Origin of the sequence: Limnohabitans parvus II-B4 (assembly GCF_003063455.1) — a bacterium.
GTDB classification, from domain to species: Bacteria; Pseudomonadota; Gammaproteobacteria; order Burkholderiales; family Burkholderiaceae_C; genus Limnohabitans_A; species Limnohabitans_A parvus.
The window spans coordinates 645564-660395 of sequence record NZ_NESN01000001.1; the positions used below are offsets into that span (position 1 = coordinate 645564).

Consider the following 14832-nt stretch of genomic DNA (forward strand, 5'->3'; position numbering starts at 1 on the left):
ATTCTAAAATAATTAGAAGGAAAAATATGAAGAAAAAAGAATCAACGTTAAAAAGTGAATTAATTGCCAAGAAAAGCTATGCATTGAATTCAACTTTATGGAAAGGCGATAACGTCATTGTCGCCAATGCTATTCAGTTGGGGGTTCAAAATTTACAAATCAATTCAAAGCGAATTGTATATCTTGGACTCTCCAAGATTGAAAAGCATCGAGCGGGTGAAGCCGAATTTGTAGCGCATGACGACAAGTCTAGATGGTCTGTAACGTTGACAGCCAAAGATTTTGCCGAAACATTTAACATGCATGAAAATAATGTTTATGACTTCATGAGGCTCGGAGTGGATCAATTGATGAAAAAAGATGTTCATTTTTCATACATTGATCAAAATACAGATCAAGTCAAAGAAGTGAAGGTTCCATGGGTTGTCTATGCTGAGTATTTGGAAAAAAGAGGGACAGTTCAAATAATTTTCAATGACTATTTGACCTCATACATTACCCGTATTGCTTCCAGTTTTGGAGGCTATACCATCCAAAAAATCAAACAATCTGGAGGTATTCGAACACTTCGAGGGTGGCGCTTGTTTGATTTATTGACAACACAGAGAGACACAGGCCTTTTCACTATCACGAAGGCAAAATTGTATGAGGTCTTGGAGGTGAAGGGGGATATTGAGTATTTTGAATTCAAGCGTTCAATTCTTGACCCAGCCATCAAAGACATTCGCGAGAATGCAAAAGTGGATACTATATATGACGAAAAGAAAACTGGACGCAGAATTACAAGTTTAATATTCAGATTCAAAGATGATGCAAATGCATTTGGCATCCAGAAAACGCCAAAATTATCGGTGAATCATGATTCTCCTTTTGCAGAAGTAGAAGAATATGAAAATGCAAATGATCTGGCGGATCGTCGAATAAAAGAAAACATTGCAGCCAAAATGGCCCAAGCCGAACTAAATCCTCCTACTGCATCCTATGGTATTAATAACTACGATCCATCGGAAGATGATGACATTCCATTTGAGAGAGTAGATTATAAAAATCCAGAAACCGTCAAAAGGTTGTTTGGATTGTATTCAGGCGCTTTACCCAAAATATCCCCCTCTGTAGGCTCAAATAAATGTTCATGATTTACATTGACTCTTAGCCGCATCCCTTCGCCGTGCGATTTGAAGTTCACGCGCCATCGCTGGAATGTCGCTCTTGTACTGAATCGCATCCCATTTGATTTCATCGAATTGAAGGTGTGGGATGACGCTTTCAAGCAGAAATTTGGGTGGGGTTTCGCCACCATAGGTGCGATTGTTCACGCTGTCATTCTCGTGGCCCAGGTACTGGCTGCGGAAATCTTCGGGAACCCCACGATCTTTCAATCGTTGGTTGGTAGTGTGGCGCAGCGAATAGAACACCTTCACATTGGGTTGATAGATGCCCAACTTTTTGAGCATCGCCATGAAGTTTTGAGATGGCACATCGGCATAGCCTTGCTCGTATTTGTTGAGCCACGGAAAAATCAGCGTTGCGGCATTGGTGTCGGGTAGGCTTCTCACATCCTCCAAGTAGCGAAGGAAACCCACTTTTTCAAGCAAGGGGTGAAGCGGTGCAATGCGATTGGTGGCTCTTGTCTTGGCGCTGTTGCCTTCAATGTAGTCGTGGTAATGGATGACCATCAGGCCATCGTCTCGCCGAATATCGCCCACCCTCAATTGGCAAATGGAGGCGGGGCGTGAACCAGTCAGCAAGCCCAAGATGGGCACAAAGAAATCGGCGGGATTCTTGACCGTTGCCAGTCGCTGCGGATCAAAAATGGCTTTGAGTTCATCAGGCGTGAAGGGCTTGCGGTTGGATTTCATCCGCTGCTTCTTGCCCACCAGTCGGCCTTCAATGGGATTGTCTGCCGTCTTCTTGATGACCTTTTTGTAAACGTTGCTGATGACGTTGGAATATTCGTCGATGCTGCGCGGCGTGATCGCTTTTCGGTCGGTCAAGGGGTCGTCCTTGGCCATCCATGTTTGAAAATTCAAGATGGTGTCAGGCGTGATCTCGTCCAAGGTGGCCGACTTTCCAACGAAGTCTTGAAACACTTTGAGCTTGGCGGCATAGCCTTTTTTGGTGCGCTCGGTGATGTCCGAATTTTGGATCAACGTGAGGTAAGCATCCACGTACTTGCTGAACAGTGGAGAGGCGGGTTTCTGGTTGACCTGCTGAAACAACTGAGCCTCACGCAGTCGCATGGCTTCGGCTTCTTTGCGTCGGAATTCGAGTTCTGTGTCGGCCAGTCGTTGGCGATCCACCTCGGCCATGTCGTGGGTTGATTTTGTAGCGTGCTCGGCAATGAACTCACGGGCAAAGGCCACTTCTTCGGGTTTGGCTGGGTCGAAGTCGATGCGGTGCCCTTCCCTGCTGGTGAAGCTGAGCGGGTTGGTGATTTCATCAACAAGGCTTTTGATGGACTTTTTGGGCATGGCATAGGTCTTTTCAATGGCAAATCTTAACGCCAATGCCTGCGCTGTTCGGCTGTCTTTGGTCTTTAGACTGCGCCAAACTTCCTTGGATTGTGGGTTGCTTCGTTCGCTTTCTGGCAGACAGACACGAAGGTAAAAAACCCCGTGTCGGCTTCTGTAAAGGCGTGGCGTTTTTGCGGGCATGTGTAGCACCTAGGTGTAGCACTTGCGTGAAAAACGGCATCTGAGGCCCAAATGAAAAAACCGTTGTGAGTCAATGACTTACAACGGTTTTTTGCTTTTTGGCGGAGTGGACGGGACTCGAACCCGCGACCCCCGGCGTGACAGGCCGGTATTCTAACCAACTGAACTACCACTCCTGGTAGCTGTAACTTTTGTCAGAGTGCTGATGCAAACTGACCAAGTGCTACAAAACTTGGCGACCCTACGGGGATTCGAACCCCGGTACTCACCGTGAAAGGGTGATGTCCTAGGCCTCTAGACGATAGGGTCATAACCTGGACTGATTCTTGCGAATCTTTTCGACACTTTGGTGGAGGTAAGCGGGATCGAACCGCTGACCTCTTGCATGCCATGCAAGCGCTCTCCCAGCTGAGCTATACCCCCTTTGGTACAACGTTGAGCATTGCTGCTTTTCGTTATGCCTCGTTGGTGTCGAGACTTGAATTATAGACAGAAATTTATGCGTTTTTGAGGCGCGCGATAATTTTTTCTCTCTGACTCAAAAATAGCACAGCGTCGAGCGATGGGGTCTGCGCCGTGCCCATGACCAGCACGCGCACGGGCATGGCCAACTGCGGCATCTTGAGACCGGTTTCGACCAAAGCTTCCTTGATGGCGGCTGCGATCGATGCCTTGTCCCATGCACAAGAGACCAACTTGTCAGCCAAAACGGCCAGCGCGGGCTTGACCGCATCGGTCACATGCTGGGCTTTTTCTTCTGCGTTGGGCACGACGTCCAAATAGAAGGCAGAGATCCAGTTGGCCAACACCACGAGGGTGTCACAACGGTCTTTGAACAAGCCACAAATGCTGGGCAAGCGCTCGTCGGCCACCACACCCAGTTTGGCGAGGAAAGGCTGAACGTGTTGGGCCAATTCAGCATCGCCCATGGCCTTGAGGTGCTGGGCATTGACCCACTTGAGCTTGGCTTCGTCAAACTGCGCGGCACTGCGGCCCAGGTGGTCTAAGTTGAACCACGCCAGAAACTGTGCACGGCTGAAAATCTCGTCGTCGCCGTGGCTCCAGCCCAGACGCGCCAGGTAGTTGACCATGGCATCGGGCAAATAGCCTTCGTCGCGGTAAGCCGTGACCGCCTTGGCACCGTTGCGCTTGCTCATCTTCTCGCCCTGCTCGTTCAGCACGGTGGGCAAGTGGGCATAGATAGGAGGCTCTTTACCCAAGGCCTTGAAGATGTTGATCTGGCGCGGCGTGTTGTTCACATGGTCGTCGCCACGGATCACATGCGTGATGGCCATGTCGATGTCGTCCACCACCACGCAAAAGTTGTAGGTGGGTGTGCCATCCGGGCGGGCAATCACCAGATCGTCCAGCTCGTCGTTGCTGATCTCGATGCAGCCTTTGACCTTGTCGTCCCAGGCCACCACGCCGCCGATCGGGTTCTTGAAGCGCAGCACGGGTTTCACACCTTCGGGAATCGCGGGCAAGGTTTTGCCCTCTGTCGGACGCCATGTGCCGTCGTAACGGGGTTTTTCCTTGTTGGCCATCTGGCGCTCGCGCAAAGCGTCCAAGGCTTCCATGCTCATGTAGCAGGGGTAAACATGACCTGCTGCAATCAAATCGGCCAGCACCGCTTTGTAGCGGTCCATGCGTTGCATTTGGTAGAACGGACCTTCGTCGTGGTCCAAGCCCAACCAGGCCATGCCTTCGATGATCACATCCACCGAGGCTTGCGTGGAGCGATCCAGATCGGTGTCTTCGATGCGCAAGATGAAGTCGCCACCGGTGGCACGGGCAAAAGCCCAAGGGTACAAAGCCGAGCGGATGTTGCCCAGGTGAATGAAGCCCGTGGGCGATGGGGCAAAACGGGTGCGCGTGCGTGCAGAAGAGCTTGAAAGGCTTTGTGTCATATCAAAGGGTGTCCAGACCACGGGAGAGGTCTTTTTGGATGTCTTGCGGGTATTCGAGGCCGACCGCCACACGGATCAGGCCTTGGCCAATGCCAGCAGCCAGGCGCTGAGCCTCGGTCAAGCGGCCATGGGAGGTGCTGGCGGGATGGGCCACCAAAGTTTTGGTGTCGCCCAGATTGGTGGACAGAGACAGCATTTGCATCGAATCGAGCACATGGAATGCGCGTGCGCGTGATTGCTCGGGGCCATCGGCTTTCACTTCAAAGGACAAAACCGCGCCGCCCAAACCTGACATTTGGCGCATGGCCAGATCGTGCTGGGGGTGGCTGGCCAAGCCGGGGTAGTAAACGCGCGCAACCGAGGGGTGTTTTTCCAGCCACTCGGCCAGAATGTGTGCACGGGCGGTCTGCGCACGCATGCGCAAGTCCAGTGTTTCCAGGCCCTTGAGGACCACCCAGGCGTTGAAGGGCGCCAGCGTCATGCCACCGCTCTTGAGCACAGGCAAAAACTTCTCGGTGATCATTTGCTGCGAGGCACACAAGGCCCCGGCCATGACACGGCCCTGGCCATCGAGGTACTTGGTGCCTGAATGCATGATGATGTCGGCCCCCATGGCGGCGGGGCGCTGCAAGGCGGGCGTGGCAAAGCAGTTGTCCACGGCAAACAAAGCGCCCGCGTTGTGGGCCATGTCGGCCAGCGCCTGGATGTCGCAGACTTCGGTCAACGGGTTGGTGGGCGTTTCGGCAAACAACAAACGTGTGTTGGGCCGCATGGCCGCTTGCCATTCTTTCAAGTCGGTCTGCGACACAAAGCTCGATTCCACGCCGAACTTAGCCAGGTCAGAGCCAATGAGTTTGATGGTCGAGCCGAACATGGAACGCGAACACACCACGTGGTCGCCCGCTTTGAGCAAGCCCATGCACATCATCAAGATGGCCGACATGCCAGAGGCCGTACCCATGGCGGCTTCTGTACCTTCCAGCGCGGCCAGTCGCATTTCCATGCTGCTGACGGTGGGGTTGCCGTAGCGGCCGTAGGTGTACCCTTCTTCGTCACCTGCAAAGCGGCGGGCGGCCGCTTCGGCTGTGGGCTGCACATAGCCGCTGGTCAGGTACAGCGCTTCAGAATTTTCGCCGTACTGGCTGCGCTCAACTGCGGCGCGCACCGCCAAGGTTTCGATGTGCAGATCGTCAAATCGGTTGGCTTCGGTCATGGCGGGGCTCACACGCTGGCGTTGGGCAGTGCCAAACGCGAATTGTCATCATCACCCTCCTCCACTTGGAGGCGGGTTTCATTCAAACGGCTGATGTCGTTGGCCGAAATATCACCCGTGACATAAATACCGTCAAAACAAGAGGCATCGAAGTCAGACAGCGCGCCAGCCGCGTTGACACGCGCCTGGGCCACCGCAGTTTTCATGGCGTCCACGTCTTGGTAAATCAGGGCATCGCAGCCAATGATTTGGCGGATTTCTTCGATGCTGCGGCCGTGCGCCACCAGCTCTTCTTTGGTCGGCATGTCGATGCCATAAACGTTAGGGTAGCGCACGGGCGGCGCCGCGCTGGCCATGTAAACCTTGCGGGCACCCGCATCACGTGCCATCTGAACGATCTCACGGCTGGTGGTGCCGCGCACGATGGAGTCATCCACCAGCAACACATTGCGCCCCTTGAATTCGCTCACGATGGTGTTGAGCTTTTGGCGCACCGACTTTTTGCGCACAGCCTGGCCGGGCATGATGAAGGTCCGACCCACGTAACGGTTTTTCACAAAACCTTCGCGGTAAGGGATGCCCAGCAAATGGGCCAACTGGGTGGCGCTGGGGCGGCTGGACTCGGGAATTGGAATGACCACATCGATGTCGCTGGGCGGCACCGTGGAGATGACGCGCTTGGCCAAGGTCTCGCCCAAGTTCAAGCGGGCCTGATAAACCGAGATACCGTCCATGGTGGAGTCTGGGCGGGCCAGGTACACGTATTCAAAGATACAAGGGCTCAGCTGCGACTTTTCAGAGCAATACTGGGTGTGCATCTGGCCTTCCAGATCGACAAAAATCGCCTCGCCCGGTGCCACATCGCGCTCAAACTGATGGGCTGTGCCGTCCAACGCCACGGACTCGCTGGCCAGCATGATGGAGCCATCTTCACCGCGCCCCATGCACAAGGGGCGAATACCATGCGGATCACGGAAAGCCACCAAACCATGGCCAGCAATCAAGGCAATCACAGCATAAGAGCCTTTGACGCGGCGGTTCACGCCGCGCACGGCCTCAAACACATCCATGGGCTTGAGGGGCAAGCCGCGTGTGGTTTTTTCGAGTTCGTGGGCCAGCACGTTGAGCAAGACTTCGGAGTCGCTCTCGGTGTTGATGTGGCGGTGGTCGTTGGAAAACAACTCGGCCTTCAAGGCGTGGGCATTGGTCAGGTTGCCGTTGTGCACCAGCACCAGGCCGAAAGGCGCGTTCACATAGAAAGGCTGGGCTTCTTCTTCGCTGAAAGCGTTACCCGCAGTGGGGTAACGCACCTGGCCCAGGCCGCAGTTGCCGGGCAAACTGCGCATATTACGGGTGCGAAACACGTCGCGCACCATGCCCTTGGCCTTGTGCATGAAAAATTTGCGGTCCAGCTGCGTGACGATGCCCGCAGCGTCCTGGCCGCGGTGTTGCAACAGCAACAAGGCGTCATAAATCAACTGATTGACCGGTGCGCTGCTGACAACGCCGACAATTCCACACATACTTTTTCCCGTTCAAAAATCGAATAACTCTGAGCAATTCAGGGCAAATATTCCACAAAGGTCTGAGGCAAAAGCGGTTTCAAGCCCGTCAGGACGACCTCGAGCCAGACCGGGCCTTGGGCCGTGGACCACCACGTATCTCGCGAAAGCCCTGTCAACTGGAAGACCACCGTCAAAGCGAGCAGCAAAACCACCCCACGCGCCAAACCAAAGACACCGCCCAAAGTGCGGTCTACCGGGCGCAAGCCTACGGTTTCCACCAGTTTCTTAATCAGCCAGGACACCAGGCCCGCCACAAATACGGTGACCACAAAGACCACGGCAAAAGCCACCGCGTATTGCACCGAAGCTGGCGCACCCTTGATGAAAGGCAGCCACCCGACCACATCAGGGGCCAGCCACTGTGCGACGACAAAAGCCGCGACCCAGCCTGCCAATGACAACACCTCATAAACCAGCCCACGCCAAAGTCCCACCACCATGGAGGCGAGCAAAACCCCCAACAAAATCCAATCGGTGAGGGCAATCGCCATGTCAGAGCTTCAAGATCGATGCCGGCAAGTCGAGCTTGCGGATGCGCGCGGCCACTTTGTCAGCCTCTTCCCGTGTTTCATAGGGGCCCACACGGATTCGGGTGGTGCTCTTGCCATCTTTTTCCACCACCTGGGTGTAGGTTTTCAGACCAGCTTGCTCCAGCTTCTGACGAACATCGCGCACTTTGGCCGCATCGCTGAACGCCCCCACCTGGATGACCGCGCGGCCGGCAGTGGCCTTGGCAGACTTGCCGTCCAGGAGCGCTTGGGCTTTGCCACCGTCGTCTTTGGGTTTGGCCGCCGCGGCAGGCTTTTCAGCCTTGGCGGGGGCGGCAGGCTCTTTTTTGGCCACAGTTTCTTTTTCTTTCACCTTGTCAGCAGGTAGCACCGCTTTGGGAGTGTCTGGCACTGGCGCAGCCACTGCGGGTGCTGCAGGCAAAACCACCTCTTCACGTGCGTCCAGGCTGGCTTGGGGTGGCACGGCCTCGGATGCGGGGAGCAAGGGCTTGGCAGGCGCTTGGGCTGCAGGCACAGGCGTACCGCTGGTCAAAGGCGACGTGCTTTGCCGGTCAGGGATCACGATGGGCGTATCGACCGCAACAGGGCGGGGCTGGGTGTCAAACAGCAGCGGAAAACCCACCACCGCAATCAACACCAGCACAACGGAGCCCATCAAACGATGGCGCGCACGGCGGCGAACAACTTCGATGTTTTCGTTGGGACCAGAACTCACCGCCTCGGCAGAAGCGGTTTGACCAGGAAATCGGAACTTGAAAAAGGCCATGGCGGGTGCTCACGGGCTGAGGTGTTTGGCTTGCAGACGCGGGATGCCGTCTTTCAAAACACCGCCCACGGTATAGAAGGAGCCAAAGACGACGATTCTATCAGCCGGGTCAGCCGCATCGATGGCCGCCTGCAGCGCCAGCATGGGGTCAACGTGAACACTGGATTGGGTATCGGTGCGGGTGTTTTGGGCTTGCCAGGCCTGCTGCAAATCGGCCGCTTTGGCCGCCCGGGGCAAGGGCAAATCGGTGAAATACCACTTGTCCACCATCGGATTGACGCGCTGCAGCATGGGCAAAAGGTCTTTGTCGGCCATGGCACCCAGCACCGCGTGGGTGGTCGGGTAAAAGCCCATCGCATCCAAATTAACCGCCAGAGCCGCCACCGAGTGCGGGTTGTGTGCCACATCCAGCACCAGCACAGGCTGGCCCGGCACGATCTGGAAACGCCCCGGCAGCTCCACCATGGCCAAGCCGTTGCGAACGGCCTGCGCGGTCACCGGGATGCGCTGACGCAAGGCATCCAGCGCCGCCAGCACGCCCGATGCATTGATCAACTGGTTTGCCCCGCGCAAAGCCGGATAAGCCATGCCGCTGTAACGGCGACCGCGCCCTGCCCAAGCCCATTGCAATTTGTCGCCCGAAAAATTGAAATCCTTGCCAAATTGCCACAGCTCAGCCCCGATGGCGGCCGCATGGTCGATCACGCTTTGCGGCGGCACGGGGTCGCTCACAATCACCGGACGCCCGCTGCGCATGATGCCCGCCTTCTCAAAACCAATGCTTTCGCGGTCTTTGCCCAAAATGGCCGTGTGATCGATGTCGATGCTGGTGATCACCGCGCAATCGGCGTCGATGATGTTGACGGCGTCCAGTCGTCCACCCAAACCCACCTCCAAAATGGCCACATCCAGGTTGGAACTGGCCATCAAATGCAAGATAGCCAGGGTGCTGAACTCGAAATAGGTGAGGCTCACATCGCCCCGCACCGCTTCCACAGCAGCAAAAGCCTCGGCAAATGCTTCAGCAGAGGCCGATTCGCCGTGCAAGCGGCAGCGCTCTTCAAAATGAACCAGGTGCGGCGAGGTGTAGACGCCTGTGCGGTAACCGGCCTGCAGCAACACAGCCTCCAGCATGGCGCAAGTCGAGCCCTTGCCATTGGTGCCCGCCACAGTGATCACCGGGCAGTCAAAGCGCAAAGCCATGCGGTCGGCCACGGTTTTCACGCGGTCCAAGCCCATGTCAATGGCCACGGGGTGTAGCTGCTCGCACCAGTCGAGCCATTCCTGTAGAGTCTTCATAGGCGGCGATTGTCGCCCAGTCTTGCCCCATTCACCTTCAGCAAACCCCATGCACCCCATTGTTTACGGCATTCCCAATTGCGACACCGTCAAAAAAGCCCGCACCTGGCTGGCTGACCACGAACTGGCAGCCACTTTTCATGACTTCAAAAAGCAAGGTGTGCCATCTGCCGAACTGGACGCCTGGCTGGCTGCGGTGGGCTGGGAAACCCTGCTCAACCGCAAAGGCACCACCTGGCGCAAGCTCGACGCCGCCTTGCAAGCCAGCGTGACCGACAGCGCCAGCGCCAAAAAAGTCATGCTCGAACATGCCAGCACCATCAAACGGCCTGTGATTGTCTGGCCCTCGGGCCAAATCACCGTGGGTTTCGCGCCAGACCAATGGCCCGCTTGAGCGGTGCGTCACAAAACTTTACCCAAGCACCACCGTTCAGACCGCCCACCCGGCATAAACTCATGAACAAGGTGAACGTAAGGAATGAACCCATGAAAAAACTGACCATGACCAGCCTCTTGTGCATTGCAGCAGCGGGTGCGCAAGCCCAAGAAGTGGGGCAAGTGATTTCGCGCACCGCCGTTTATCAGCAAGTGGCCGTGCCTCGCCAGACCTGCACACAAAACGCCCCCCAGCCTCCAACACAAACATCGGGCGGCGGTGCCATCGTTGGCGCGATCACCGGAGGCTTGATCGGCAGCCAATTGGGTGGCCGAGACAGCAAAGGCCTGACCGCCATGGCCGGGGTGATCGGTGGTGCCGTTTTGGGCAACAAGATCGAGAGCCAAAACAACCCGCCCCCACCCCAAACCACCTGCACCACGCAAACGGTCTACGAAAACCGCCTGATTGGCTACAACGTGGTCTATGAATACGCAGGCAAGCAATACAACGTGCAATTGCCCCAAGACCCAGGCCCCACCATCCCGCTGCAAGTGACGCCCATGAGTGCACCGCGCTCAGAAGTGCCCACAGGCGCCATCGTGAGTGCCATGGCCCCCGCCACCGTCGTCACCGAATCCCGCGTGGTCTATGTGCCCGCACCGGTTTACCGCAGCTACCCACCGGTCTACACCAGCGTCAATCTGGGCTGGGGCTGGGACGGCGGTCATCGACACGGCCACTGGCGCTGAAAGCACCGCGTCGCCGATCTCAGGGCCGACGGGCCGTCTGGCCTAAAATGCGGGCTTGATTTGACACAAAGGGCGTCTCAAGACGCCCTTTTCCATAGCCGCGGGCCCTGCCCGTCCCAGGAAACACCACCCATGACCACCGAAAAAATCGACGGCGTCTCCGTCAACACCCAAGCCAATGTTTACTTTGACGGCAAATGCGTCAGCCACGGCCTGACGCTGGCCGACGGCACCAAGCTGTCGGTGGGCGTGATCCTGCCTGCCACCCTGACCTTCAACACCGGCGCGCCTGAAATCATGGAATGCGTGGGCGGCTCCTGCGAATACAAGCTCGACGGCAGCAGCGAATGGGTCAAGTCCAGCGCAGGCGAAGAGTTCAGCATCCCCGGCAACTCCAAGTTCGAGATCCGCGTGACCGAGCCTTACCACTACATCTGCCACTTTGGTTGATCGGATTCAGAACATGAGCACCATCCTGCAAAACCTGCCCAAAGGGCAAAAAGTCGGTATCGCCTTCTCGGGCGGCCTGGACACCTCTGCCGCCCTGTTGTGGATGAAGCAAAAGGGCGCCCTGCCCTACGCCTACACCGCCAACCTGGGTCAGCCTGACGAGTCGGACTACAACGAGATTCCCCGCAAGGCGATGGAATACGGCGCCGAAAAAGCCCGCCTGGTCGACTGCCGCACCCAGCTGGCCCACGAAGGCATTGCCGCCATCCAGTGCGGCGCTTTCCACATCTCCACCGGTGGCATCACCTACTTCAACACCACCCCGCTGGGACGCGCCGTGACTGGCACCATGCTGGTGGCCGCCATGAAGGAAGACGACGTCAACATCTGGGGCGACGGCAGCACCTTCAAGGGCAACGACATCGAGCGCTTTTACCGCTACGGTCTGCTGACCAACCCGAGCCTGAAGATCTACAAGCCCTGGCTGGACCAGCTGTTCATCGACGAGCTGGGTGGCCGCGCCGAAATGAGCGCCTTCATGACCGCCAACGGCTTTGGCTACAAGATGAGCGCCGAAAAGGCCTACTCCACCGACAGCAACATGCTGGGCGCGACCCACGAAGCCAAAGACTTGGAAAGCCTGCAAAGCGGCATGAAGATCGTCAACCCCATCATGGGCGTGGCGTTCTGGAAGCCCGAAGTGGAAGTCAAGGCCGAAGAAGTGAGCGTGCGCTTTGAAGAAGGCATGCCCGTGGCCCTGAACGGTGTGGAATACGCCGACCCGGTCGAGCTGTTCCTCAAAGCCAACGAAATCGGTGGCCGCCACGGCCTGGGCATGAGCGACCAGATCGAGAACCGCATCATCGAAGCCAAGAGCCGTGGCATCTACGAAGCCCCCGGCATGGCGCTGTTGCACATCGCCTACGAGCGCCTGGTCACCGGCATCCACAACGAAGACACCATCGAGCAGTACCGCATCAACGGCCTGCGCTTGGGCCGCTTGTTGTACCAAGGCCGCTGGTTTGACCCCCAGTCCATCATGCTGCGCGAAACCGCCCAGCGCTGGGTGGCCCGCGCCGTGACCGGCACCGTGACGTTGGAGCTGCGCCGCGGCAACGACTACAGCATCCTGAACACCGACTCACCCAACCTGACTTACGCTCCCGAGCGTCTGTCGATGGAAAAAGTGGAAGACGCGCCGTTCAGCCCACTCGACCGCATTGGCCAACTCACCATGCGCAACCTCGACATCGTGGACACCCGCGCCAAGCTGGGCATTTACGCGCACGCTGGCCTGCTGTCGGTGGGCGAAGGCCCGCACATCTACAAGTTGGATGGCAGCGGTAAGAAGTGATGCTTTGATGCTTCAATGAAAAACGGCCTTTGGGCCGTTTTTTGTTGTCTTGTCTTGCTGTGTTGGTGTTTTACGCCTTGGCACGGTTGCCTGCCGGCTCACCTCATACTCGCTTCGCTCGCCAAATCGGCGAGTCCGGCAGGCACCCGTGCCAAGGCTGCGTCCGTTGAAACACAAACAGTTCTTGAGGTCTTTGGCAACGCAGCGCCGGGTTGGGGCCTGAGCGGATCGGCCGATTTGGCGAGCGAAGCGAGTTATGAGGTCGACCGCTCAGGTCCAAACCCGGCGCGACAAACGCCACCAAGGCTTAAATGACGACCGGCTCCGGCTCCAGCCGAATCCCAAACCGCTCGTACACACTGGTCTGAATGGCCTTGGCCAAGGTCATCACCTCGCCACCCGTGCAGGGGTTCTCGCGCCCGCCCCGGTTCACCAGCACCAGCGCCTGCTTTTCATAGACCCCAGCATGGCCCACAGACTTGCCTTTCCAGCCGCAGGCGTCGATCAGCCAGCCCGCAGCCAGCTTGATGCTGCCGTCGGGCATGGGGTAGTGCACCACTTTCGGGTCACGGGCGATGATGTCGGCGCACTGCTCGGGGGTGACGGTGGGGTTTTTGAAGAAGCTGCCCGCGTTGCCGATGACCTGCGGGTCGGGCAATTTGGCGCGGCGAATCGCCACCACCCAATCAAAAATTTGCCGCGCATCGGGGCTGTAGATGCCCGTTTCGGCCATCTTGCGCTCCAAATCCAGGTAGCCCAGCTCGGGCTTCCAGCGCTTGGGCAGCGCAAAGCGCACGCAGAGAATGACGGCACGGCCCGCCAAGCCCAGGCCCTCTGGGCCACCCGATGCGTGTTTGAACACCGAGTCCCGGTAGCTGAAGCCGCATTGCGCGGCGTTCAGGCTGAACAACTCACCCGTCAGCATGTCCATCGCATCGAGCGAGTCAAAGCGGTCTTGCAGCTCCACCCCATAGGCCCCAATGTTTTGCACGGGCGATGCCCCCACGGTGCCGGGGATCAGAGCCATGTTTTCCAAGCCCGGGTAGCCGTTGTCGAGCGTCCAGGCCACCAGGTCGTGCCAGTTCTCACCGGCACCGGCCTCGATCACCCAATGCTTGTTGGTCTCGCTCGCCAGGCGCAAGCCGGGCACCTCGACCTTGAGGACCAGCGCTTTGACATCGCCCGTCAAAACAATGTTGCTGCCGCCGCCCAGCACCTGCCGGGGCAAGGTGGCCAGTTGGGGGTCGGCCAGCACGGCCAACAGGTCAGCTTCGGAGCGCACCCGCACCAAAACTTGAGCCTTGGCGGCGATACCGAACGTGTTGTACGGCTGCAGGGGGACATTTTTCTCCAGGTTCATGGGAGAATTGTCGCATTCTCAACCTCGGATTTTTTCTGCCATGCCCTCGTTTGATACCGTTTGCGAACCCAACATGGTCGAAGTGCGCAATGCCGTTGACACTTCCGCCAAAGAAATCGGCACCCGATTTGACTTCAAAGGCACGTCTGCCAACATCGAACTCAAGGACAAAGAGATCACGATGTTCGGCGATGCCGAGTTTCAGCTCACGCAGGTCGAAGACATCCTTCGCAACAAACTGACCAAGCGCAACGTGGACGTGCGCTTTCTGGACATTGGCAAAGTCGAGAAAATCGGCGGCGACAAGGTCAAGCAGGTGATCAAGGTGAAAAACGGCATCGAGACCGAAGATGCCAAGAAGATCACCAAGCTGATCAAGGAAAGCAAAATCAAAGTCCAGGCGTCCATTCAGGGCGATGCGGTGCGCGTGACCGGCGCCAAGCGCGACGACCTGCAAGCCGCCATGGCCCTGCTGCGCAAGGACATGACCGAGCTGCCACTGTCGTTCGACAACTTTCGGGACTGATCCAACTGGGCCAAGCCATCGCTGGCTACCCGACTTGATTGAAGATCTTCGGCTTTGACCGTCATGGATACCCGGTCAAGCCAGGCATGACGAGCCCGAAA

The 14832-nt window shown here is 57.2% G+C and carries 14 protein-coding genes, 3 tRNA genes and 1 pseudogene; 6 read left to right on the forward strand and 12 right to left on the reverse strand.

Translation table 11 applies throughout. The features are described from left to right. Nucleotides 1-26: 26 nt before the first annotated feature. Nucleotides 27-1136, forward strand: a complete 1110-nt coding sequence (locus B9Z37_RS02960; protein ID WP_108311525.1) for a replication initiation protein — start codon at nucleotides 27-29, stop codon at nucleotides 1134-1136. Here B9Z37_RS02960 and B9Z37_RS02965 read toward each other — a convergent pair. From B9Z37_RS02965 to folC, 11 genes and pseudogenes are all read right to left on the reverse strand, one after another. Then, on the reverse strand, nucleotides 1131-2471 hold the full coding sequence (locus B9Z37_RS02965; protein WP_167394303.1) for a site-specific integrase: 1341 nt from the start codon (nucleotides 2469-2471) through the stop codon (nucleotides 1131-1133). The genes B9Z37_RS02960 and B9Z37_RS02965 overlap by 6 nt on opposite strands. A gap of 30 nt (nucleotides 2472-2501) precedes the next feature. Further along, nucleotides 2502-2654 (reverse strand): annotated as a pseudogene (locus B9Z37_RS14770) (DUF6538 domain-containing protein); the annotation flags it as partial. A 99-nt stretch (nucleotides 2655-2753) separates the two neighbouring features. Next, nucleotides 2754-2830: transfer RNA gene (locus B9Z37_RS02970), tRNA-Asp, on the reverse strand. A gap of 57 nt (nucleotides 2831-2887) precedes the next feature. Next, nucleotides 2888-2963, reverse strand: a tRNA-Glu gene (locus tag B9Z37_RS02975). Between the two features lie 38 nt (nucleotides 2964-3001). Continuing rightward, nucleotides 3002-3077 (reverse strand) — tRNA-Ala (locus B9Z37_RS02980). Between the two features lie 74 nt (nucleotides 3078-3151). Beyond that, complete coding sequence (gltX, locus tag B9Z37_RS02985) at nucleotides 3152-4561, reverse strand: glutamate--tRNA ligase (protein WP_108311527.1); 1410 nt, start codon at nucleotides 4559-4561, stop codon at nucleotides 3152-3154. A gap of 1 nt (nucleotide 4562) precedes the next feature. Further along, on the reverse strand, nucleotides 4563-5774 hold the full coding sequence (locus B9Z37_RS02990; RefSeq protein WP_108311528.1) for an O-succinylhomoserine sulfhydrylase: 1212 nt from the start codon (nucleotides 5772-5774) through the stop codon (nucleotides 4563-4565). Between the two features lie 8 nt (nucleotides 5775-5782). After that, a complete protein-coding gene (purF, locus tag B9Z37_RS02995; RefSeq protein ID WP_108311529.1) occupies nucleotides 5783-7297 on the reverse strand; it encodes an amidophosphoribosyltransferase in 1515 nt (504 codons plus the stop codon). Between the two features lie 38 nt (nucleotides 7298-7335). Further along, entirely contained in the window at nucleotides 7336-7830 is a 495-nt protein-coding gene (locus B9Z37_RS03000) for a CvpA family protein (protein ID WP_108311530.1), read from the reverse strand. Between the two features lies 1 nt (nucleotide 7831). Beyond that, complete coding sequence (locus B9Z37_RS03005) at nucleotides 7832-8614, reverse strand: SPOR domain-containing protein (protein WP_108311531.1); 783 nt, start codon at nucleotides 8612-8614, stop codon at nucleotides 7832-7834. A gap of 9 nt (nucleotides 8615-8623) precedes the next feature. Beyond that, a complete protein-coding gene (folC, locus tag B9Z37_RS03010; RefSeq protein WP_108311880.1) occupies nucleotides 8624-9913 on the reverse strand; it encodes a bifunctional tetrahydrofolate synthase/dihydrofolate synthase in 1290 nt (429 codons plus the stop codon). A 49-nt stretch (nucleotides 9914-9962) separates the two neighbouring features. Between folC and B9Z37_RS03015 the strand changes: the two genes are divergently transcribed. The 4 genes from B9Z37_RS03015 to argG all read left to right on the forward strand — a co-directional run bounded on the left by B9Z37_RS03015 (nucleotide 9963) and on the right by argG (nucleotide 12845). After that, complete coding sequence (locus B9Z37_RS03015; RefSeq protein WP_108311532.1) at nucleotides 9963-10307, forward strand: ArsC family reductase; 345 nt, start codon at nucleotides 9963-9965, stop codon at nucleotides 10305-10307. Between the two features lie 92 nt (nucleotides 10308-10399). Beyond that, nucleotides 10400-11041: a glycine zipper 2TM domain-containing protein gene (locus tag B9Z37_RS03020; protein WP_108311533.1), complete on the forward strand. Its 642-nt coding sequence runs from the start codon at nucleotides 10400-10402 to the stop codon at nucleotides 11039-11041. Between the two features lie 132 nt (nucleotides 11042-11173). Next, nucleotides 11174-11491 (forward strand): pyrimidine/purine nucleoside phosphorylase, encoded by a 318-nt coding sequence (ppnP, locus tag B9Z37_RS03025; RefSeq protein ID WP_108311534.1) that lies wholly within the window; start codon nucleotides 11174-11176, stop codon nucleotides 11489-11491. A gap of 13 nt (nucleotides 11492-11504) precedes the next feature. Then, entirely contained in the window at nucleotides 11505-12845 is a 1341-nt protein-coding gene (argG, locus tag B9Z37_RS03030) for an argininosuccinate synthase (protein WP_108311535.1), read from the forward strand. 307 nt (nucleotides 12846-13152) lie between these two features. Here argG and murB read toward each other — a convergent pair whose 3' ends face one another. Next, nucleotides 13153-14205 carry a UDP-N-acetylmuramate dehydrogenase gene (gene murB / locus B9Z37_RS03035; RefSeq protein ID WP_108311536.1) on the reverse strand — a complete coding sequence of 351 codons (1053 nt, stop codon included), beginning with the start codon at nucleotides 14203-14205 and terminating at the stop codon, nucleotides 13153-13155. 40 nt (nucleotides 14206-14245) lie between these two features. On the opposite strand from murB, the gene B9Z37_RS03040 reads away from it, so the two are divergent. Further along, complete coding sequence (locus B9Z37_RS03040) at nucleotides 14246-14731, forward strand: YajQ family cyclic di-GMP-binding protein (RefSeq protein WP_108311537.1); 486 nt, start codon at nucleotides 14246-14248, stop codon at nucleotides 14729-14731. Nucleotides 14732-14832 lie beyond the last annotated feature (101 nt).

What these genes read in the sequence shown, in the direction of transcription:
- B9Z37_RS02960 (WP_108311525.1), top strand. Translation starts at nt 27, where the DNA reads ATGAAGAAAAAAGAATCAACGTTAAAAAGTGAATTAATTGCCAAGAAA.
- B9Z37_RS02965 (WP_167394303.1), bottom strand. Translation starts at nt 2,471, where the DNA reads ATGCCCAAAAAGTCCATCAAAAGCCTTGTTGATGAAATCACCAACCCG.
- gltX (WP_108311527.1), bottom strand. Translation starts at nt 4,561, where the DNA reads ATGACACAAAGCCTTTCAAGCTCTTCTGCACGCACGCGCACCCGTTTT.
- B9Z37_RS02990 (WP_108311528.1), bottom strand. Translation starts at nt 5,774, where the DNA reads ATGACCGAAGCCAACCGATTTGACGATCTGCACATCGAAACCTTGGCG.
- purF (WP_108311529.1), bottom strand. Translation starts at nt 7,297, where the DNA reads ATGTGTGGAATTGTCGGCGTTGTCAGCAGCGCACCGGTCAATCAGTTG.
- B9Z37_RS03000 (WP_108311530.1), bottom strand. Translation starts at nt 7,830, where the DNA reads ATGGCGATTGCCCTCACCGATTGGATTTTGTTGGGGGTTTTGCTCGCC.
- B9Z37_RS03005 (WP_108311531.1), bottom strand. Translation starts at nt 8,614, where the DNA reads ATGGCCTTTTTCAAGTTCCGATTTCCTGGTCAAACCGCTTCTGCCGAG.
- folC (WP_108311880.1), bottom strand. Translation starts at nt 9,913, where the DNA reads ATGAAGACTCTACAGGAATGGCTCGACTGGTGCGAGCAGCTACACCCC.
- B9Z37_RS03015 (WP_108311532.1), top strand. Translation starts at nt 9,963, where the DNA reads ATGCACCCCATTGTTTACGGCATTCCCAATTGCGACACCGTCAAAAAA.
- B9Z37_RS03020 (WP_108311533.1), top strand. Translation starts at nt 10,400, where the DNA reads ATGAAAAAACTGACCATGACCAGCCTCTTGTGCATTGCAGCAGCGGGT.
- ppnP (WP_108311534.1), top strand. Translation starts at nt 11,174, where the DNA reads ATGACCACCGAAAAAATCGACGGCGTCTCCGTCAACACCCAAGCCAAT.
- argG (WP_108311535.1), top strand. Translation starts at nt 11,505, where the DNA reads ATGAGCACCATCCTGCAAAACCTGCCCAAAGGGCAAAAAGTCGGTATC.
- murB (WP_108311536.1), bottom strand. Translation starts at nt 14,205, where the DNA reads ATGAACCTGGAGAAAAATGTCCCCCTGCAGCCGTACAACACGTTCGGT.
- B9Z37_RS03040 (WP_108311537.1), top strand. Translation starts at nt 14,246, where the DNA reads ATGCCCTCGTTTGATACCGTTTGCGAACCCAACATGGTCGAAGTGCGC.